General features: G+C 43.8%; 18 protein-coding genes. 14 read left to right on the top strand and 4 right to left on the bottom strand.

Features of this window, described 5'->3' with window-relative positions; genetic code table 11:
• Positions 1-200: 200 nt before the first annotated feature.
• From AZ46_RS21030 to AZ46_RS15150, 3 genes are all read left to right on the top strand, one after another.
• Positions 201-4,727, top strand: a complete 4,527-nt coding sequence (locus tag AZ46_RS21030; protein ID WP_235728237.1) for a cell wall-binding repeat-containing protein — start codon at positions 201-203, stop codon at positions 4,725-4,727.
• 71 nt (positions 4,728-4,798) lie between these two features.
• Positions 4,799-5,551: a (S)-benzoin forming benzil reductase gene (locus AZ46_RS15155; RefSeq protein WP_029284097.1), complete on the top strand. Its 753-nt coding sequence runs from the start codon at positions 4,799-4,801 to the stop codon at positions 5,549-5,551.
• Between the two features lie 149 nt (positions 5,552-5,700).
• Positions 5,701-6,243 carry a hypothetical protein gene (locus AZ46_RS15150; RefSeq protein WP_029284095.1) on the top strand — a complete coding sequence of 181 codons (543 nt, stop codon included), beginning with the start codon at positions 5,701-5,703 and terminating at the stop codon, positions 6,241-6,243.
• A 111-nt stretch (positions 6,244-6,354) separates the two neighbouring features.
• On the opposite strand, the gene AZ46_RS15145 is transcribed toward AZ46_RS15150, so the two are convergent.
• Positions 6,355-6,828 carry a helix-turn-helix domain-containing protein gene (locus tag AZ46_RS15145; protein ID WP_029284093.1) on the bottom strand — a complete coding sequence of 158 codons (474 nt, stop codon included), beginning with the start codon at positions 6,826-6,828 and terminating at the stop codon, positions 6,355-6,357.
• A 186-nt stretch (positions 6,829-7,014) separates the two neighbouring features.
• Between AZ46_RS15145 and AZ46_RS15140 the strand changes: the two genes are divergently transcribed.
• Positions 7,015-7,548 (top strand): HD domain-containing protein, encoded by a 534-nt coding sequence (locus AZ46_RS15140; protein WP_029284091.1) that lies wholly within the window; start codon positions 7,015-7,017, stop codon positions 7,546-7,548.
• Between the two features lie 69 nt (positions 7,549-7,617).
• Here the strand turns inward: AZ46_RS15140 and AZ46_RS15135 are convergent, their stop codons facing one another.
• Positions 7,618-9,123 (bottom strand): esterase/lipase family protein, encoded by a 1,506-nt coding sequence (locus AZ46_RS15135; protein ID WP_029284089.1) that lies wholly within the window; start codon positions 9,121-9,123, stop codon positions 7,618-7,620.
• 183 nt (positions 9,124-9,306) lie between these two features.
• Here AZ46_RS15135 and AZ46_RS15130 point away from each other — a divergent pair, with 183 nt between their 5' ends.
• Complete coding sequence (locus AZ46_RS15130) at positions 9,307-9,528, top strand: YuzF family protein (protein WP_029284087.1); 222 nt, start codon at positions 9,307-9,309, stop codon at positions 9,526-9,528.
• 73 nt (positions 9,529-9,601) lie between these two features.
• Here AZ46_RS15130 and AZ46_RS15125 read toward each other — a convergent pair whose 3' ends face one another.
• Entirely contained in the window at positions 9,602-10,156 is a 555-nt protein-coding gene (locus AZ46_RS15125) for a TVP38/TMEM64 family protein (RefSeq protein ID WP_029284085.1), read from the bottom strand.
• Between the two features lie 47 nt (positions 10,157-10,203).
• On the opposite strand from AZ46_RS15125, the gene AZ46_RS15120 reads away from it, so the two are divergent.
• The 7 genes from AZ46_RS15120 (at position 10,204) to AZ46_RS15090 (ending at position 17,480) form a co-directional block, all read left to right on the top strand.
• Positions 10,204-10,392 carry a hypothetical protein gene (locus AZ46_RS15120; RefSeq protein WP_152554760.1) on the top strand — a complete coding sequence of 63 codons (189 nt, stop codon included), beginning with the start codon at positions 10,204-10,206 and terminating at the stop codon, positions 10,390-10,392.
• Positions 10,393-10,508: 116 nt separating this feature from the next.
• Complete coding sequence (locus tag AZ46_RS15115) at positions 10,509-10,922, top strand: MerR family transcriptional regulator (RefSeq protein ID WP_029284081.1); 414 nt, start codon at positions 10,509-10,511, stop codon at positions 10,920-10,922.
• 84 nt (positions 10,923-11,006) lie between these two features.
• Entirely contained in the window at positions 11,007-12,344 is a 1,338-nt protein-coding gene (locus AZ46_RS15110) for a hemolysin family protein (RefSeq protein WP_029284079.1), read from the top strand.
• 448 nt (positions 12,345-12,792) lie between these two features.
• Positions 12,793-13,941 (top strand): AI-2E family transporter, encoded by a 1,149-nt coding sequence (locus tag AZ46_RS15105; RefSeq protein WP_029284077.1) that lies wholly within the window; start codon positions 12,793-12,795, stop codon positions 13,939-13,941.
• Between the two features lie 106 nt (positions 13,942-14,047).
• Positions 14,048-14,269, top strand: a complete 222-nt coding sequence (locus AZ46_RS15100; RefSeq protein WP_029284075.1) for a spore germination protein — start codon at positions 14,048-14,050, stop codon at positions 14,267-14,269.
• An 88-nt stretch (positions 14,270-14,357) separates the two neighbouring features.
• Complete coding sequence (locus AZ46_RS15095) at positions 14,358-15,326, top strand: LacI family DNA-binding transcriptional regulator (protein WP_029284073.1); 969 nt, start codon at positions 14,358-14,360, stop codon at positions 15,324-15,326.
• A 105-nt stretch (positions 15,327-15,431) separates the two neighbouring features.
• A complete protein-coding gene (locus AZ46_RS15090) occupies positions 15,432-17,480 on the top strand; it encodes a molybdopterin-dependent oxidoreductase (protein ID WP_029284072.1) in 2,049 nt (682 codons plus the stop codon).
• Here the strand turns inward: AZ46_RS15090 and hpaB are convergent.
• Positions 17,477-18,937, bottom strand: coding sequence for a 4-hydroxyphenylacetate 3-monooxygenase, oxygenase component (gene hpaB, locus AZ46_RS15085; RefSeq protein WP_029284069.1), 1,461 nt, complete (start codon positions 18,935-18,937; stop codon positions 17,477-17,479). The two genes, AZ46_RS15090 and hpaB, sit on opposite strands and share 4 nt — an antisense overlap.
• 477 nt (positions 18,938-19,414) lie before the next feature.
• Between hpaB and AZ46_RS15080 the strand changes: the two genes are divergently transcribed.
• Together AZ46_RS15080 and AZ46_RS15075 are read left to right on the top strand one after the other, a co-directional pair.
• Positions 19,415-19,804: a YueI family protein gene (locus AZ46_RS15080; protein ID WP_029284067.1), complete on the top strand. Its 390-nt coding sequence runs from the start codon at positions 19,415-19,417 to the stop codon at positions 19,802-19,804.
• Between the two features lie 458 nt (positions 19,805-20,262).
• The gene (locus tag AZ46_RS15075) at positions 20,263-21,513 is read left to right on the top strand and encodes a S8 family peptidase (RefSeq protein ID WP_029284065.1); all 1,251 of its coding nucleotides are present in this window, start codon (positions 20,263-20,265) and stop codon (positions 21,511-21,513) included.
• Positions 21,514-21,656 lie beyond the last annotated feature (143 nt).

Below are 21,656 nucleotides of genomic sequence, written 5' to 3'. Positions count from 1 at the left end.
ATTATAAGGGTGCTAAATTACATGATTCGACCGGAGGTGTGCGTGAAGGCAAAAATTCCAATGGGTTAACATTTAGTTGCTTATTAAACATGTCTATGTAAGTAAACGCTTACATTATTGTGGTTAAAATAAGCCGGCCGAGGTTACATACGCTTATTTCATTATTTTATTCATTTTGAGGGGGAACCAGTTTGAAGATCATGAAAAAACAGCTGATCGCTCTGACGACGATTTTTGCTTTGCTTGTTTCGCTGATGGTGCCGTTTGGCGCACCGGCGCAGGCAGAAGGCAATATAACTGTTGCAGAAGCCATCGCGAATAATTCCGGCAGCGGAACAGTCGAAGGATACATTGTAGGATATACAGTCAGCGGTACAAATGTTGATTTTGAAGCACCGTTTTCTGCTGATACAAACTTTGCGATTGCTGACAGTGCAAGCGAAACAGATCTATCGAAAATTCTTCCTGTCCAGCTTCCATCAACTTTCCGAAGCAAATTTGGATTAATGACAAACCCTGCAAATGCAGGAAAAAAAGTGATTGTCACAGGCACACTTGAAGCCTATTTTTCAAAACCAGGCCTCAAAAACCCTACAGCCATGGAATTTGACGGTGAAACTCCTGAAGAGCCAAAGCCATTTGAAGGCGTTGAAGGACTCCGCATTCATGATATTCAGGGCGCAGGCCATAAATCTCCTTATGACACTCAAAATGTAAAAGCAGTTGAAGGAATTGTCACTCACGTTCAGGATGCAAGCAACTTCTTCATGCAGGATGCATCTCCGGATGACAATGCCAATACATCAGAGGCAGTTCTTGTTTACAAGCCGTCCCACGGTGTTAAAGAAGGCGACCTGGTTTCTGTAGACGGCCAAGTGAAGGAATGGGTGCTTGACGGCTACGCCGAGAAACTCCAGACTGACCTTGCGATGACAGAAATCAATGCCCAAAACGGCAATGTAACAGTGAAATCAAACGGACAGGCTCTCCCTGCTGCAGTTGTGATCGGCAAAGATGCCATCCCTCCTACTGAAGTCATCGATAACGACCAGTTTGGTACATTTGATCCTCAAGAAGACGGAATCGATTTTTACGAAAGCCTTGAAGGCATGCGCGTTTCTCTTGAAAGCCCAACAGTGACAGGCCCTCAAAAATATGGTGAAGTTACAGTTGTCACAGGCAAAACAGAAGGAAAAGCATATACGAAAGAGGGAGCACCTCTTCTTACAAAAGAAAACCAAAACCCTGAAAGAATGTTTCTGCTTCTTGATAACCGCAATTATGTTGCAAAAGCGGGAGATAAGTTCGACGGCACGGTAACAGGCGTTGTCAGCTACGGGTTCAGCAACTTTAAAATCCTAGTAAAAGAAGCAAATCTTCCAGCTTTAAATGAGCGTGAATTTACACCTGAAGTAACAACAATTGAAAAGGCTGAAGACAAGTTGACGGTTGCAGGCTACAACATTGAAAACTTTGCAGCTTCAGATGCTGAAAAGCGTGACAAGCTTTCTAAATCAATTGTTGAAAACCTGAAATCTCCGGACATCATCGGGCTTGTAGAAGTACTTGATGAAAGCGGAACGGCAGATGACGGCACGGTTAAAGCAGATGCAAACTATAAAGCATTAAGCGATGCTGTAAAAGGCTTCGGCGGTCCTGCTTATGCATGGACGGAAATCGCTCCTGAAGATAAAAAAGACGGCGGAGTTCCTGGCGGAAACATCCGTGTAGGATTCCTTTACAACCCTGAGAGAGTAACACTGAAAGAAGGAACAAAAGGCACGGCAACAGAAGCAGCTGCATATGAAAACGGTTCTCTGACTCTTAACCCAGGCCGCATTGCCCCGCAGGATCCTGCGTTTGCAGACAGCCGCAAGCCGCTTGCTGCAGAATTTACTTTTAAAGGCGAAGATGTTGTTGTCATCAATAATCACTTCAACTCTAAAGGCGGAGACGAGCCGTTATTCGGCAAAAAGCAGCCACCGGTTCTTGGCAGTGAAGCACAGCGCATGGAAATTGCCAAAATTGTCAACGAGTTTGTAGCTGATATTCATGCTGAAAACGAAAAAGCAAATGTCATCGTAACAGGTGACTTGAACGACTTTGAATTCTCAGCTCCTCTTCAGACATTAAAGGGTACTGAGCTTACAAACCTTGTAGAAACACTTCCTTTATCTGAGCGCTATACGTACTCTTATCAAGGAAATGCACAGGTTCTTGATCACATGCTCGTGTCAAACCGCTTAGCTTCAAAAGCTGAATTTGACATTGTGAACTTCAATTCTCCATATATGGAAGAGCACGGCCGTGCAAGCGACCATGATGCATATGTAGGACAATTTGATTTAAAAGCAGAAACGAAAGATGAATACAATCTTTCCATCATGCACACGAACGATACACATGCTCATGTAGAGAAATATCCTCAGCTGTTCACAGCTGTGAACAAGTTCCGCGGAGAAAAGGACAACAGCCTTCTTGTTGATGCGGGAGATGTTTTCTCAGGTACATTGTATTTCCGTCAATACCTTGGTTTAGCGGATCTTCACTTTATGAATCAGCTGAACTTTGATGCGATGACACTTGGAAACCATGAATTTGACAAAGACTCAAAAACGCTCGCAAACTTTATTAAAGAAATGGAATTCCCAATGGTTTCATCTAACGTCAACGTTAAAGATGATGCAGATCTTGGACCTCTTTTCAAAGATGAAGTGGCGTCACCTGGTGAAGGCGGAAACATCTATCCTGCCATCATCAAAGAAATCGGCGGAGAAAAAGTAGGGATTTACGGATTAACAACTCCGGATACAGCTTTCCTTGCAAGTCCTGGAGAAAATGTTGTATTTGAAGACGTTGTTCAAAAATCCAATGAAACAATCAGCAGACTGAAAGAAAAAGGCGTAAATAAAATTGTTGTTCTTTCTCACTTGGGATATGCACCAGACCTTAAACTTGCTGAGGAAGTGGACGGAATTGACGTAATTGTCGGCGGTCACTCCCACACGAAGCTTGAAGCTCCTGTTTTAATCGAAAAAGAAGAGCCGACAGTTATCGTACAGGCTGGTGAATACCTGAACTTCCTTGGAATGCTTGATGTAACCTTCAACAATGAAGGTGTAGTGACAGGTCATAACGGATATTTAGAAACACTTGCAAACTATGAAAAAGATGCACAAGCTGAGGCAAAAGTGCAGGAATACAAAGCACCTCTTGAAGAAATTAAGAATGAAGTGGTTGGAAATACATCAGTTGCCCTTAACGGACTTCGCGCTGATGTCCGCACGAAAGAAACAAACCTTGGAAACCTGATTGCTGACGGCATGGCTGCTAAAGCAAATGAATCTATTAAGACTCATATCGCCCTTCAAAACGGCGGCGGTGTCCGTGATTCAATCAACGAAGGTGAAATTACCCTCGGTGAAGTTCTTACCGTTCTTCCTTTTGGAAATAATCTTGTAACACTTGATTTGACAGGACAGGAACTGCTTGATGCACTTGAGCACAGCGTCAGCGGAGTAGAAACAGGAGAAGGACGATTCCTTCAAGTTTCAGGCCTGAACTTCAAATACGATATCAACAAGCCGGTTGGAGACAGAGTCTGGTTTGCAGAAGCAAAAACAGATAATGGTTTTGAAGCAATTGATCCGGCCAAGACCTACCGCGTGGCTACAAATGCATTTACAGCTGACGGCGGAGACGGCTACACAATGTTCAAAAAAGCAAAAGATGACGGCCGTATGACTGAGCTGTTTGTAGTGGATTATGAAGTATTCACTTCTTACCTTGCTAAGAACAATCCTGTATCTCCTAAAGTAGAAGGAAGAATTGTTCAGGCAGAAGAAGTAAAAGAAACTCCGGTAACGCGCATTGAAGGCAAAGACCGTTACAAAACGGCTGTTGAAATCTCGAAAAAGGGCTGGGAAACAGCGAAAACAGTTGTAATTGCACGCGGAGATTCTTTCCCTGATGCACTAGCTGGAGCACCGCTTGCCAAAAAGTTTGATGCACCAATTCTATTAACGCAAAAAGATGGACTGAATGCTGCAGCAAAAGCTGAGATTAAGCGTCTAGGAGCTGAAAAAGTCATCATTCTCGGCGGTAAAGAAGCAATCAGCAATTACGTTAAAAACCAGCTGCAAGGTATTGAAAACGTTGAAAAAGTACAGCGCATTGGCGGGAAAAACCGCTTTGACACAGCAGCCAACATTGCAGCGAATCTTGGCGGAGACCCAGAAAAAGCGGTAGTTGTTAACGGAAGAAACTTCCCAGATGCACTGGCTGTTTCGTCTTACGCAGCGAAAATGAAGTATCCAATTCTTTTGACAGATGCTGAGAATCTTCCAGCAGCATCTACTAAAGCATTAAAAGGAATCGACAGTGTCATTGTTGCCGGCGGAGAGAATGCAGTTTCTGAAAAAGTATTCAAGAAGCTGAAAAATGCTGAGCGTGTTGCAGGGAAAGACCGCTACGCGACAGCAGCTGAAATTGCCAAGAAACTGAACCCTTCAAACAAAGTGTTCATTGCAACCGGCACAACTTTTGCAGATGCTCTTACAGGCTCTGTACTTGCTTCAAAACATGAAGCTTCTATGCTGTTAGTGAAGAAAACAGCTGTTCCATCTGCAACCAAAAATGCAATTGAAGCATTGAAAGCAAATGACTTCACGATCCTTGGCGGAAAAGAAGCTGTAGGAGAAGAAGTTGTAAACGAACTGAAGAAATAAAACCCATGCTGCCGGGAGGTGTTCCCGGCAGTTTTTTGATAGAATGTAAGGAGAAAGAAAGGAGCGGTAAAATGAACACTACGATTATTACAGGAGCTTCAAGAGGACTCGGGGAAGCAATTGCCAAACAGCTTCTTGCACCGGGCCATCATATTATTTACCTTTCGCGTTCAGAGAACCATTCCCTGAGACAGCTTGCATTTGAAAAAGACGCTGTTCTTCAATTCGTTCCATGCGATCTGTCAAATGCTCATCAAACCGAAGCGGCGATCACGGAAGTATTTGAAAAAATCAATTGGAATGATGCCGAACAGCTGACGCTTATCAACAATGCGGGAACGGTTCATCCAATGAAGCCGGTAGGTAAAGCGGAAGCATCTGAAATTGAAGCACACATTCAGCTTAATTTAACAGCTCCGATGGTTCTAAGCCATGCTTTCGCAGCGAAAACAAAAGATCTTCCCGTGAAAAAAACAGTTGTAAACATATCTTCCGGTGCAGCAAATTATTCATTGTTCGGATGGAATGCCTATTCCAGCTCAAAAGCGGGCCTTGACATGTTTACAAAATCATTCGGTCTTGAACAGAAGCAGGAGAAGCATCCTATTACCGTTCTTTCTTTCTCGCCGGGCATCATGGATACAGAGATGCAGGGGAATATTCGAAGCACAAAGCCTGAGGATTTTGCGGATGTGGCAAGGTTTCAGGAGTATCACGAAACAGGAAAGCTCAGGTCAGCGGATTTTGTTGCAGGCGTCCTCCTGAATCTTCTTTTAGAAGAGCCTGAAAACGGCAGGATTTATGATATAAAAGAATTTCTATAAGAAGCTTCAGCACTCATTCATTGAGTGCTTTTTTTATATCGTCTTCTTGCAGGCCATCATATTTTCACATGATTTCACACAATTTATTTCTAATGGTTTTCCTTCTGCCGGACAAGATAAGACTAATCAGCAAAAAGGAGTGATAAACCATGGGAAAAAGAAAGTGGCTGTTCATCCTTTCGGCCGCCGGACTGCTCTTGTCAGCAGCGCCAAATGTTCAGGCAGAGAAAGCAGAGAGCCGTCATCACGAAAAGGGAGATTGGATTGCGGAAAGAGAAAAATGGGATCAGCAGCTGCTGGAGCTTGCGGATAAATACTCACCCGAAACAAAGAAAGAGTGGGAGGCTGTGCTCAGCGAAAGAAAGCAATTAATTGATAGGATGAGGAAGCAGGGATTACACAAAAGACATCATCACTTCAAAGCTCAAAGGCAAAAAGAAATTGCTGAGATGAAAGAGAAAGTAAAGAACGGTGAAATGACAGAAGCGCAAATGAAGGAAAAAATAAATTCGTTCAAAGCGAAAAGAGAACAATTCCGGCTGAAAAGAGCTCAATCACGAAAACAATGGGAGTCTGCCGTCAGAAGCAATGATGCGGCAAAAATAAAAGAGCTGCTCGATGCCAGACTTCAGTACATGAAAAAGCATAATGAAGAAATGAAGCAGGTGCTGGACAGAGGGCCTGCCCGTTAAATGGAAAGAGGGCTGCTTTTTGGCAACCCTCTTTTTTCTTGAAAAATAGTGATTATTTCTATGCCAAAATGTTTTCAGCCGCATATACTTTATAAAACGCCGGCCTTGTACTTATTGGCGCGCTTTTCCAGGAGATTCATCCGTCAATTCGGTCCATTTTCGGTCCAATTCGTCTTTATCAAAAGAAGAAAACCAGCGGTAATCATCATGGTCGATGATTCTATAGTGAAAACTGATGATATTTTGCTGCAGTTTATACTTGCTGCTGCTTGCAATATCTCTCCACCATACTTTTCCTCCCATCGTCTTTTCTTTACGGGAATGAATTTTCTGGTGGGCAACCAACTGAACAACATCGAGAGGATCCCCGCCAATTGCGGAATGAAGTGCGGCATTGTCTCTGAAAAGGGTGCAGAGAACGACGATTGTCGCCCAGGATGCCTCCTGCCGTCCTTTTTCAATTTGCACAAGTGTTTTTTTAGATAGGCCGAGCACTTCAGCCATTTCTTCTTGTGTATAGCCGCTTTCTGTTCGGATGGAAAGAATTTTGCCTGATAGTGCGGAAATCAGTTCATGTTTTTTCATAGATCCTCCTCAGCTCATCTTTTAGTGTAATTCTACACGAAGAGTTTGCCTAAATCTATCAGGAACAGGAAGATTATGTTATGCAATGTAACAGGATTGTTGCGGCTGCATGAGTAATATGATAATGTATATAGAAATATTTTCAACGGTTCCGTTATTTTCATTATTTTTCAGGGAGGAGATTACATGCGAAATGTCACATTGACAGAGGTTTATTCCCATCCGATTGCTCAAAAATATCTGCAGCGTTCAGGCTTAGCGCATGCAATTGCAGTAACCTGTCATGCATATAAATTAGCGGTGAAATACGGGGTGAATCCTGATTTAGCGACGAAAGCAGCCCTTCTCCATGATATTGGACACTATGAATGGTATACCGACGGAGAATGGGATTATGAAAAGTATAAAGAAAACGATATTCATGCCATTAAAGGGGCAGAGCGCGCCCATAAATTGTTGATTCGCCTGGGAGAAAATCCCCAGTCGGCAAAAGAGATTGCCCTTGCGATCCTGCTGCATACAGACTCGTATCTTCCTGAAGGTTCATTGAACCAAAGCACCCTTCAGAAAGTTGTCAGATTAGCGGATGAAATGGATGAAGAGCCCGGCGGAGGGCATCACTACCGTAAAATAAATGAAGTGACAGCTTTGAAGACCATTCAAAAGCTGGATGAAAAAATAGACCGGCTGCCGAATTCTTCATTAAAAGAATCCGTTTAATGTGTATTGATCCTGCTGTCTTCTGCAGCAGAAAAAAATCCACCAATGAAACTGGTGGATTTCAGCTGGTTACTGAACAAACCATTTGCCGTCAGCGTCAACATACACCGATTTAATAAACGTCCGTTCAATGATTTCTCCTTTTTGTGTTTTCCCTCGAGCTTCTACTGTAATGTTATAGAGACCTTCCTGCGCTAAATGAATTCCTGCTGAAGTTTGCTGTTTTGTTTTCGTTAGTTTCTGTGAACGGATTTTCGTTTTGTTTTTATATTGATCAATGGTAATAGTTGCTTCCGTTTCTTTTAGAGCCTTTGCCGAATTTATTTTAAAAGAAATTTTCTGGTTTTGTCTTGAGAGCGGCTGCATGGAAATGGCGTCATGATTATCTGAGCTGTAAGAGACGTGCAATAAATAGGCTTCTTTATCTTGATTCTGTGCAGTGAGCTGCCATTTCCCGCTTTCAGGCAGCGTCAGGACAGCCTGATGATGATACGCTCCACTGAAAATTCCATCAGCTGACGCTGTTTTAAATGATGTGATGACCTTCTTTCCGTCAGGTGAGAGAAGAGAGAGCTTTGTTTGTTTTGAGCTGCTCAGCCAGTCAACGGTTACTTTCCTTACACCGTCTTCTGCATAGAATGACTCCTGCTTGACTCCGGAGAACTCGCCGCCTCTAATGTAGAAGGCAGAAGAGGCATTTGAAACAGATACATCTGCGCTGTTGCTTGCTGTGAAGGAAGCTGTTCCTGCCGTTCTTAAATAAGGTTCAAAGAGAAGAAACGTGGAGCTTCCTTTATTTACAGAATAGTGGTCCCAGCTGCCGGTTTTAATCTCCCTGCCGTATCCGAGGCGTGAAGACTGTACCGTCACAGCTCCATCATTGCTTCCATAGGTACTTAAATACAGTCCTCCCCAGTAAAGCGAAGATCCGAAGCTTCCCCATTTCGTTCCTCCGAATGTGTAGATCGGATTTTTCCTTGAGTTCGCATGTACATCTGTCTGTGTTCTGAACTGACTCATATATCCTGTCTGAAGCGAATAGACAGCATCGTTTTTGCTGCCGAGTATGCCTGAGAGCCATCCCGCCCAGCTGCTGTAGGCAAGATCTGCGAGCTGTGAACCCCAGTGTGGGGTGGACAAAGTGATTAAATTGCTCACATATTGATGGGCGCCGTGATGAACCAGAGCTGATTGCGCATCAATTCCGCCTTTGCTGTGTGTGACAAGGACGAGCTTTTTACCCCCGAAATACTGGTAGATTTCGCTCAGCTTCTGTGAAAGAAGTGCGCCGTTGTCCCACATGTTCTTAGTGGGATATAAATCAACAAAGGCTGTCTGATAGCCATTTGCGAGCGCAGTGCTGTACATATCATTTCCGTTCCACCACGTGTTTGACGAGCTGTTTAGTCCGTGCACAAAAACGACCGGTGATTTAGAAGTGTTTTGTGATGACGGTGCATCGCCAACATACCATTGGCCAGGCGTGCCTGTATAATCGCCGCCAAAAGAGCCCGCATATGTACTTCCCGGCAAGATGAGCAGAAAAACAGCAAACAGCAAAATCCACTTTTTCAAGTTCCATCTCCTCCTTCTTTATGAAAACCTTTACAAATATATGGATGCTGTTTTCAAAAAAGAAGAAGGCCATTCAGCCTATTTTCATGCTAGTCCGGATTTTTACTCGCAGGCAGCTTTTTGTATTAAATAGGTAAATGCCTTCATATAGTGTCAGTGAACTTCAGAAGAGGATGTGACACGATGCAAAACCAATCACAAGTACCGCAAATGATTACAATAGTGGATCCTTATGTTTTCCAGACCCTTCAAAGCGTGATCGGAAAAACCCTTGTCATCCAAACGGTCAGAGACAGCACCCGCGGCGTGCTGAAAGATGTAAAGCCTGATCATATCGTGCTTCAGGCGGGAGATTCGACGTTCTTTATCCGCATCCAGCAAATCGTTACGATTATGCCTGATTAAGATTTGGTCCTTCTAGGGCCTTTTTTATTTTCCATAAATAACAAAAGCTGCAGGGGTCATCCGCAGCTTTTCTCTAGTCGTTTATTCTTTTCTTCATCCATATTCCGGCGAGGATCAGCAGAGAGCAAGTTACAAGAAAGAGCTGAACGCGCCATCCTGCATTCAAAACCTGATGCACAGCAAAGCCCTCTATCAGGATTGCCGGTATTTTTCCGAGAAAACTTGCTGCCAGAAACGTTCCTGCGCTGACGCTGCTGCAGGCAGCTGCGAGTGTGATTGCCCCTGAAGGAACAAAAGGAAAAATCCGCAGGGAAAGAATGACAAAAAAAGCGTCTTTCTCTGTTATGCCGGATAGCTTTTTTAATACAGAGCTGCTGTGAACAGACGTTTTCTTACTTAAGAAGCGGAAACCTTTCCTGTAGACATAAAAGCTTACCATGACACCAATGACCTCACCCGAGAAGGAAAGCATCAGTCCATTGATCAGCCCGAAGAAAGAAAGGTTTGCCGCCGTAACAAATACACTTGGAACAAATGCCAGGAGGCTGATTGCTGTATTGGCAAGAAGGCTGATAAGAAAAGCGAAAGGACCGCTTTCCTCAAGCCATGCGAGTAAAGTATCTTTCATGAGTTCACCGCTGTCTTTTGAGTTTATAAAGAATAAGTGTAATGGAAATGAGTGAATTTTTAAAGGGATTGCGGGTGATTCGGATTTATCTGGATTTTGTGATTTCTTTTCTGCCTGTCAGGGCTAAACGGGTGATTCCGCTTTTCGCGGTGTCCAGCTCCATCGCCCAACTCCTCTGTCAGAACGGAACCGCCGGCAAAGGCAAAAAGCGCCTTTACCGGCGTTTCCTTATCTGACTCCCGGAGCTAAACGGGCGATTCCGCTTTTCGGGTAAACCAGAACGTTTGACTGTACACTTAGATTAAAAGTATAATAGATGTAACTATTTAGATTGGGGTGATAAGATGGGGCATTGTATCGAATAGGCGAGGTAGCAAAGCTTGCAAATGTTTCTAAGAGAACGATAGATTACTACACTCAAATTGGACTGCTCCATGCGGACCGTACGTCTGGGTCTAATTATCGCCTCTATTCGGAACAGGCGCTGGATGATATTCACTTCATTGAAGAATGCAAGCTCTTCAATATGTGCCTTCAGGATATTAAAGATAGACTGGAGCTGAAACGAAGCCAGACAAATGAAGAAGATAAGCTTTTGAAACAAGCTGAAATTCTTGCTTCTCACATGAAGCAGCTGGACCATGAAATAAAAGAATTAAAGCCGATATTTGATAAATTAAACGGTGAAAACCAGGAGATGATCGCGAGCCGTATATCTCCGCAGAGAATGGCACTCATACAGTCTTTAATGGTTTTGCTTCATTAACATTTATAGAATTCGGCTGAACATGCATGAACTTACTATTTTAGGAGGTGACTCCTTATTCTCCACCGGGGGGATAAGGGTGTTTTGGACATAGTTAACTTGATATTCGTGGCGATTTTAATTGCTTTAACAGCTTTTTTCGTTGCATCAGAATTTGCGATTGTTAAAATTCGCAGTTCACGATTGGATCAATTGATTGCAGAAGGCAAAAAAGGGGCAGTTGCTGCCAAAAAGGTAACGACACATCTCGATGAGTACCTTTCAGCCTGTCAGCTTGGTATTACGGTTACTGCTTTAGGACTTGGGTGGCTTGGTGAACCTACGGTAGAACGTCTTTTGAGACCTGTTTTTGATAATTTCAGCATTAACGAGTCACTCTCGCACGTTCTGACATTTGGTATTGCTTTTGCTTCTGTTACGTTTCTTCACGTTGTAATCGGAGAACTTGCTCCTAAAACAGTAGCTATTCAGAAAGCTGAAGCTGTTACATTGCTGTTTGCAACTCCTTTAATCTGGTTTTACCGTATTATGTTCCCGTTTATCTGGGTATTGAACGGATCAGCGCGTGTCATTACGGGACTCTTTGGATTAAAGCCTGCTTCTGAGCATGAGCTTGCCCATACTGAGGAAGAACTGCGCATTATTCTTTCCGAAAGTTATGAGAGCGGGGAAATTAATCAATCTGAACTGAAGTATATGAATAAAATTTTCGAATTTGACGATCGTGTCGCAAAAGAAATTATGGTGCCACGTACAGAAATTGTAGCTGCTTCAGTAGAAAAATCGTTCCAAGAAAACCTGGAGACGATGAGTATGGAAAAGTACACTCGTTATCCGGTCGTTAACGGAGACAAAGATCACGTCCTTGGCATGATTAACCTTAAGGAGATCTTTACCGATATTTTTTCACTTTCTGAAGAGGAACGGAAGAAAAGCACAATTGAGAAATATATCCGTCCTGTCATTCAGGTCATTGAGTCGATTCCGATTCATGATTTGCTTATAAAGATGCAGAAAGAACGTGTTCATATGGCAATCCTTGTCGATGAATACGGCGGAACGGCAGGCCTTGTAACAGTTGAGGACATCATTGAAGAAATCGTTGGTGAAATTCGTGATGAATTTGACCAGGATGAAGTGCCTGAAGTGCAGAAAAAAGGCGAGGGACATTACCTTCTTGACGGCAAAGTTCTCATTTATGAAGTTAATAATCTTCTAGGCCTTGAAATTGATGATGCAGATGTTGATACAATCGGCGGGTGGATGCTCACTGAGAATATCGATATTAAACAGGGTGAAAGCATCATCCTTGATGGCTATGAATTCTTCACAAAAGAAATGGATGGCCACTTGATCCGTGTTATTGAAATTTTTAAGCTTGAAGAAGCAGAAGAAGAAGAACTAATCGCAAAAGAGAGCTAATACAGCCATTGAAAATCCGAACTAAGATTCAATTAGTTCGGATTTTTCCTGTTTAAAGGGCTTTTGGGTGGCATTGTTATACCTTTTGGATGTGATGAACACTCAAAAGTGGCGACATTCGTGAGAGTGCCGCCACTTTTGCCATTGATGAATCCTCATTTGTGGCGTCATTCATGGTAGTGGCGCCACTTTTACCTGTGATGAACGCTCATTTGTGGCGTCATTCGCGGTAGTGGCGACATTTTTGACTGTGATGAACGCTCATTTATGGCGTCATTCCCCAGCTGCTGTCAATCTTTCCAATCTTCCAGCTCCTAAACAAACACAGCCTATTTAATTAAACTAATTCTGACGCATAATCTTCATAAATCTTAATTTGACACCCAGTACATCACGTAGTACGTTTGAATCAAATAGGGTCTTTTTATGAGTAAAAGGAGGATGCAAACTGAACAGGTCAAAGGTTCATTTCTGGACCATCGAAATATTATTGCTGCTGCTGATCATTTATGTAAGTACAAAGGTTTCCTTTTTGTTTCAGCCGCTGATTATTTTTGCATCTACGCTGTTTTTCCCCATTTTGATTGCGGGCTTTCTCTTTTTTATTTTCAGTCCGGTTGTCAGGCTGCTTGAGAAAAACAAAGTGCCCCGGGGCCTTGCGATTCTGATCCTGTACCTCATGTTTATCGGGCTCATCATGCTGGTCATGTCGACTGCAGGACCGGTTGTCTCTCAGCAGATCACGGATTTATTTAAAAATTTCCCCCGGTATATGATTGAATTCCGGCAGTTTATCATGAATCTTTCTGAATCCAGGTGGTTCACGTGGATCATGACTCAGGAGTATGTCTCTATTGAAGAGACCATTTCTAAAGTAGAGAAATCGCTCGGCAATTTAACAACATCGCTCCCTGAGAGTATTACTTCATCCGTTTCGAAGGTGCTTGGGGTTGTCACAAATATCACACTTACTGTGATTACCGTCCCGTTTATTTTGTTTTATATGCTGAAGGACGGACATAAGTTTCCGGTGACTGCTGTTAAAGTCCTTCCGGCTGCATACAGACGCGAAGGAATGAAGATTTTTGAAGATCTCTATGACACGCTTGCTGCATACATACAAGGACAGGTGCTTGTTTCTCTGTTTGTCGGAACGGGATGTTTTATCGGCTATACGCTGATTGGACTTGACTATGCGCTCATTCTTGGAATCGTTGTAGCGATTGCCAACATTATTCCATATCTCGGGCCGTTTATTGGCGCTGCCCCTGCAGTGATCATTGCGCTGCTTGATTCTTCGACAAAAGCGCTGCTTGCTGCTGTCGTTGTGACAGTGGTTCAGCAAATCGACGGCAACGTTCTTTCTCCGCTGATCATTGGAAAGAGACTGAATACACATCCGCTTACGATCATTCTTCTGCTGATTGGCGCAGGAAGCTTTGGCGGCATACTGGGAATGATTCTTGCGGTTCCGACCTATGCTGTTTTGAAAGCCGTTCTCTTAAATGTCATCAGGCTGATCAAGCTTAGAAACCGGTACAAACGGGAGACGGCGAGCACCGTGCCTAAAGAGGATGAAACGAGACCTCCTGAATAACGAAAAGCGGAATCGCTCAATTTAGCCCCCGGGTGTCAATACAAATTATCCCTGCATACATTGGCATAGGCAGATAAGAGTTATATACAGTAAAGGTGGAGATGTCATGCCGGCATTTGTGGGGCCGATTTTAATTCACGGGGTAAGAAGCAGCGGGGCTGTCAGCGTGGGAGATGTTTTTGCTTTATCGCCAAAGCACACGGACAAAGTCTTTTTCGGAGCGGGCGGTTTGAATACAGGAGACTTCAATGTGATTACGAGTGATAAAAATGCAACAAATCTTTTTGATTTTGATTTAATCGATCAGACAAAAGCATTTAACGGATAAGTAAGCACCCTCTTTCATGCAGAAAGAGGGTTTTCATATTTGGTGGAATTGGGTATTAATCCGTATGAACAGTGGAAGAGGTGCTTACATGAATCGGTTAAATGAAATTGCAAAGCTTGCCGGCGTTTCCCGGCAGGAAGCAGAAGACGTGCTGCATGAGTATGAATCAAACGTATCTGAGATCAGCAGAACGAGAATCATGCAGGCTGCTGAATCTCTTCAGTATAGAGTTCCCAAGCTTTCCTCAAAACCTGCTGAAAAAGAGTACTCCATTGCCCTGGCTGTTTTAGATGATTCATCTGATGAACTTGAAAATCCTTTCTTTGCAGCGCTGCGAAAGTATGCGGAAGTTTATTGTCTAAAGCAGGGCATACATATTCGTGAGATAATCCGCAGAGAAAATATATCTGACAGTAAGAGAATGGCAGATGTAGACGGAGTTCTTGTGATTGGCAGGGTACAAGATGGCTACAGTGAGGCTATTGAGAAAGTGTCCCGCCAGTCAGTTGTTTTAACTGACTGGGACGGAGGGGCTGAAGGTGATGTTGTCAGCATTGACCTGCATCAAATGACTGAACTGGTTATTTCTCATCTGAGGGAGATGGGGCATGAAAAAATCGGCTACATCGGTGCGCCGAACTGGGGAGAGACCTTAAAGGATGAGCTTATGAAAGCAGGCCTGCTCTCTGAGGAGCATTTGTATTTGACAGATCCGCACGGAACAGAAGGTTACCGGATAATGAAAGAGGCATCTCAGAGCGGCAGTCTGGCAGATGCGTATATTGTTCAGAGCAGCGTCATGTCGCTTGCCGCCATCACGGCTCTGAGAGAAGAGGGAAAAAGGATACCGGATGAGGTGTCGATTGTCAGCTTTTATGATGTGCCGGAAGCCCATTATTTTGCCCCGTCCCTGACAACGCTTCATGTTTCTGCTGAGGAAATGGCGAAAGCTGCCTTGTCACTTCTCACGGATAAGATGACAAATCACAGGGATACCCCTTTAAAAATGCTTGTACCGGCAACGATGAAAATGAGAGAATCTACTGCTTCAAAATAAACATCAGGAAGGCCGCGGAGGAAAATCCCGGCCTTCTTTTTTCTTGATGTATATCCAAATCTATTTTATTCTTAATGCAATCATTTTCCAAAAAGAGGTGTACGCATGCATCCCTATGTCGAAAAAAAGGATGGCGTTTTTCCAAGTGTGTGTTCCCTTGACTGCCCTGATCAGTGCGGTCTCCTGGTGCACAAAAAGAACGGTAAAATTACGAAAATAGACGGTGATCCAAATCACCCTGTCACCAAGGGCAGCATCTGCAATAAAGTACGGCACATGGCTGAACGAATTTATGATGTGAAACGTCTGGAGTATCCCCTTAAACGAACAGGAAAAAAAGGCGAAAACCAATTTGAGCGCATTTCATGGGAAGAAGCATTGAACACCATTTCATCTAAATGGAAAAGTCTGATCGAAAAGGATGGTCCTGAGAGCATCCTCCCATACAGCTTCTACGGCAATATGGGGAATTTAAGCGCTGAGGGGATGGACCGGCGCTTTTTTAACCTGCTGGGGGCGAGCAGGCTTGACCGCACGATCTGCCAGGCGGCGGGTTCTGAAGGGTATAAATACACCATGGGAGGAAGCTTCGGCATTGACCCGGAAGACACGATTCATACGAAGCTGTTTATTTTCTGGGGTATCAATGCGGTGAGTACGAACATGCACCAGATGACTATTGCTCAGAAAGCAAGGAAACAGGGCGCAAAAATCGTTGTCATCGATGTGCATAAAAACCAGACAGGAAGAATGGCAGACTGGTTTATTCCCATTTTGCCGGGAACAGACAGCGCGCTGGCACTGGGGATAATGCATATTCTCTTTAAAGAGGAACTGACAGATGAAGGCTTTTTGAAAGAGTATACTTCGGGCTTCAAGGAGCTTCGGGAGCATGTGAAGCAATACGATCCGCACACGGTATCTGAACTGACAGGCGTTCCTGCCGAGGATATCGTTAAGCTTGCAAAAATGTACGGGGAAACCTCCCCGTCCTGTATCCGCATCGGAAACGGCCTCCAGCATCACGATAATGGAGGGATGTGTATTCGGACCATCGCCTGTCTGCCGGCGCTGACCGGCCAGTGGATGCATAAGGGCGGGGGCGCCATTAAGGGCAATTCCGGCTTTCTGGCATTTAACACAAATGCCCTGCAAAGACCGGATCTTCTTAGAAAAAAACAGACAAGAACCATTAATATGAACCTTATAGGCGAAGAGCTTCTCAGCGCAGACCCGCCCATCCAATCGATGTTTGTCTACGGAAGCAATCCTGCCGTTGTGGCGCCGGAATCGGGAAAAGTAAAAAAAGGACTGATGCGGGAAGACTTGTTTCTTGTCGTCCACGATCTTTTTCTCACAGAGACCGCTGCTTATGCAGACATTGTGCTGCCGGCTTCATCCGCTTTTGAAAATACGGATTTCTATACCTCCTACTGGCATCACTATATTCATTTGCAGGAACCGGTTATTGAGAAATTCGGAGAGTCAAAGTCAAATGCCGAAGTGTTCCGTCTTCTGGCTGAAAAGATGGGATTCACTGAACAGGCGTTTAAAGATACAGATGCAGAGATGATCAATCAGGCGCTGAATAATACTCATAATCCCTATTTGGACAACGTGACATTTGATGAACTGGCTGAGAAGAAATGGATAAAGGCCAGCGTAAAACCTTTATTTCCAGGGAAGCTGAATACGCCAAGCGGGAAAATCGAGCTCTATTCAGGCGCAATGGAAAAAGCCGGCTACCAGCCGCTTCCTGTGTATACTCCGCTTGTAAAAGAGAGTGAGCTTCCCTTTCTTTTTGTGCCGGGACCCAATCATAACTTTCTGAATTCCACATTCTCCAATAATCAAAAACACGTTTCGCTTGAGAAAACGCCACTTGTCCATATAAATAAAAAGGATGCAGAAGAGGCGGGGCTTTCTGATGGAGATACGGCCATTATCTGGAACGGGAGGGGAGAGTGCGAGCTGACGGTTGCTGCCGGAGAGAATGTCCTGCCGGGCGTTTTAGTCACACAAGGGCTGTGGGCAGAGGACCCGGCAAAAAAACAGCTTGTGAATGTACTGACGCCAGACAGGCTGTCCGATATGGGAAAAGGAGCTGTCTTCTTCTCGGGAAGAGTCGGCATAAAAAAGAAAGAACGTCCTTAGTCCTGAGGGCGTTCTTCCGCTTTTTCCAAAAAGTCTTTTACTCTGTCCATATACTGTTCTCTCGAATAGCTGCTGTAGATATTTTTAGCAAGCCTTATAGGATCTCCGAAGAAATACCGTTCATAATGGGTTTGCCTCGTTCCGAATGAACTCATCGTCAGCTCCCATGCGAGGCGGAACAGCTTTGTTTTCGTTTTTGCATCAACTGCTGCCCCTTGAAGGTACTGCTCAATATCCTTTCCGATAGGAGATGCAAAATCTTCTTCTGAAGGCAGCACCATCAGTCCGCCGGCGCCAATCTGCTGAAGAAGGCTGATATAGTGCGGATAGAGCTTTGAGAAAAGAGTAACGGCAGCGTAGAGTGCATGCGAACTTGGCGTCATCGTTCCGAAAGCATCCACTTTTGCTTCAGATTCAGAACGGAGAAGGAGTGCTTCCATGCTTTCAAGCCCAAGAATCATTTCAGACATTTTCAGCTGAATATGTTCATAGGCAGTTACTTCAAGAGAATTGATCATCACCTGGGCAAGACCAATAAGAAACTGCAGCTTGACGATCTGTCTTGTGACGACTTGATGAAGAGCGTGCGGTGCAAAACCGCTCTGAGTGAAAAGTTTAAAAGCAATGTCCTGTCTATGATAGAAAAAGACCCGTTCCCACGGTACTAGAACGTCCTCAAACACAAGCAGGGTATCCATTTCATCAAACCGGGATGAAAGAGGGTAATTAAAGGCGGATTCTCCTGAGTGAAATGGCTCTCGGCAAATAAACTTCAGTCCGGGTGTATTGGCAGGAATACTGAAAGCAAACGCATAATCATCGCTTAAATTGTTTCCGCCTGAAGGGAATATCAGCACTTCATCTGTCATTCCGCCTTCAGTTGCAAGCAGTCTTGCCCCTTTTATAACAAGGCCGTCAGCCGTTTTTTTGACGATTTTAGCTGCAATCGGCTGTCGTGTTTCTTCTGTATAATACAAAGAGCGGTTTACTTGCGGATTGATAAAGCTGTGGGTAAAAGATAAGTCCTGTTCAAGCGCCATGCGGTACATGTTCCTTAAATTCTTGGCAAACTCCTCATCCTGGGACCCGGCAATGGAAGCAGCAGCGGAAAGCGACATTAAGGCGGTATTCATATAGTCGGGACTTCTTCCCATCATGCCGCATGTAGCTTTTGCCCAAGTCTCAATCATCCGCCGTCTTCTTTTTAAGTCTTCAGCGGTTTTCGGCTCCAGGTAGGACATCCCTGCCGGCTCCCCAGTAAATGGAGAAGGAAATGTCATAAAGCCGAGGTTTTCCTTCTGCACCTGCAAATCATATAGAGAAGCCTTTGTCTGCATGGCACCTTTATATACAGGGTGCATAAATAGAGGCTTCTCAATCGGCTGTCCTTTTAGCCATACATTTGGTTTTAATGCCGCCATACGCTGCAAATAATCTTTCCCTGATATCGCAGACATCCTATTCCTCCCAGCGGTTTGAAGTAGCGTGTGTGATTGTAAAATATACCCAAATAAATGAATCACTGATACAGATACTATATGCCGGCCTCATGCTGCGGGTGTTTTGGAAAAATGGAAAGAGGCTGCAGGCAGGGTGTGTGATGAAATGAAGAATTTGACCCAGAGGAAACGAAGAAAAAAAGAAGAATATTAATTATGAAAGCGTTTACTTTTATGCGGGCGTTTTAAAAAGGCAAGAGTAAGGAAAAGATGAATACCAGATTGAATTAAAGGGGGAACTACTCATGCAAGAAGCAGATTTTTTTAAAGGGATGATCTGGGCTGGCGTTTTGAGTGTACCGCTGTGGCTGTCTTTCTTCGGATGGATGAAAATTCTTCTGGCCTATTCATTGTAAGCGGATCGCATCATTTCACGTTTACACGCATCTCTGCTAAAGTAAAATGTATAACCCAGCATAAAAGGAGTCGTTCATCATGTCAGACGAGCAGATTGACCTTTACTTACAGCAGGGGATCTACGGTGCCCCTGAGACGAAACCGGAAGAAAGAAACAAATTTCTAGGCACTTTGAGAGAAAGAATTGAAATAGCTCTTACAAATGGGCAGGTTAGACAGAAAAAAGTATACAGCGAAGCCGCAGCCGCCATCAGGCTCGGAAAAGGATATCAGCTGCTTTTAAACGGAACCATTGCCTATTCAGACCTATCAAAATATATTAAGCTTGCAAATGAAGCAGAACAGCCATTTACCATTGTAAGTGATCAGAAGGATACAAAAATAGGCCTGATTGTCGCTGCAGAACATGCCATCGACAAAGAATCCATTTTTGTTGAAGACTCTATTTATAAGAAATCTTTGTCATAAAGAATGAAAACCACTGGGATCCCCAGTGGTTTTTAAAATACTTTATAAAAAACATAAAAAACAAACAGCCATATAGGAATGGAAAGAATAATCCCGTAAAAACATCCTTTTGCAAAAGATTGATCATTCCTCATAAATTACTCCTTGATGATACGTCATACCCCTACTATATCTTTGGAACAGAAAAAAATTCAACAAAAAATGTCTTATTTTGTCGATTAAACTCTTTAATCTCCTTTTACAACTAAAGATTAGTTAAACCTCCAGATAAAAAATTCCAGTATTATGAAAATCAGGAAAAGAATACTCCTTCCAACACAAAAGACAGACTATTCTCACATATTAAAACTTGTACTTATTAGTAAATTAAGATTATTGTGAAAATTGTTAACGTATTATATATTTAATTTACTTCGAAGTACAAAGTTATAAAAAACTAACATTTTGAGAGGGGAAATATGATGAAGTTTTCAAAAACGCTTGGAGCCGCTGCACTTAGTCTGTCTTTAAGTCTTTCATCTTTTGGAGCTGCCGCTTTTGCCGAGGCTCCAGTTAAGCAGGAGGCGCAGCAGGAGCAATTCCGTGTTGTCATTAAGGGAACCGATGCACAAAAGGTAAAGAAGAATCATAAAGTCCGCAGAGATTTCGGTGCTGCCGGCTATACTGCGACGGTGACTCAGGAGCAGCTTGAGAAACTTCAGAAAAACAGCAGGCTGAAGGTTGAAAAGGTGGCAACATTTAAAGTGGCTGCAGGCAAGCCAATTAAAACGATGGCAGTGCCAAGCACACGGACTCCGTGGGGAATTAAGGCCATTTACAACAACAGCTCGCTGACTCAGACTTCAGGCGGTGACGGCATTAAAATTGCTGTTTTGGACACTGGAGTACAGACAAGCCATATTGACCTGTCTCAAAACGCCGAGCAGTGCAAAGATTTCACTGTAGGCACAACGTATACGAACAACTCTTGTACAGACCGCAATGGACATGGAACTCACGTGGCAGGTTCAGCTCTTGCTAACGGCGGTTCAGACGGACAAGGCATTTACGGTGTAGCACCTCAGGCTGAGCTTTGGGCATACAAAGTGCTGACTGACAGCGGATCAGGCTACTCTGATGATATTGCAGCGGCGATCAGACATGCTGCTGATGAAGGAACAAGAACTGGATCAAAAGTTGTTATTTCAATGTCACTTGGTTCAAGCGGAAAAGACAGCCTTATCACAAGTGCAGTTGATTACGCATACAGCAAAGGCGCTTTAGTGATTGCTGCTGCAGGAAACTCAGGTTATGCAAATAACACAATCGGCTACCCGGGTGCTTTGACAAACGCAGTGGCGGTCGCAGCTCTTGAAAATGTACAGCAAAACGGGACATACCGTGTTGCAAACTTCTCATCCCGTGGAAATTCAGCGACTGACGGAGACTTTGTGATTCAGGAAAGAGATGTTGAGATCTCTGCTCCTGGTGCTGCTATCGAATCTACTTGGATTAACAGCGGCTACAACACAATCAGCGGAACTTCTATGGCTACTCCTCACGTTTCAGGTCTTGCTGCGAAAATCTGGTCTTCAAATAAAGGCCAAAGCAATGCACAAGTCCGTGCGGAACTTCAGCGACGTGCAAAACTGTATGACATCAAAGGCGGATACGGAGCGGCAACTGGTGACGACCATGCATCAGGCTTCGGATTTGCAAGAGTTCAATAATATGATGATAAGAGCTTCCGGATTTTAGATCCGGAAGCTCTTTTTATACAGGAAAAACCGCTTAAACAGGTAGCTTGAAGGCCTGTTTAAGCGGTTTTGCAGTTACTGTAAAGCTTTCTTTTTTAAAGGATTTTCCAAAATTG

The organism is Metabacillus indicus LMG 22858 (assembly GCF_000708755.2).
GTDB lineage: Bacteria > Bacillota > Bacilli > Bacillales > Bacillaceae > Bacillus_P > Bacillus_P indicus.
This window is presented reverse-complemented; position numbering and strand designations above follow the sequence as displayed.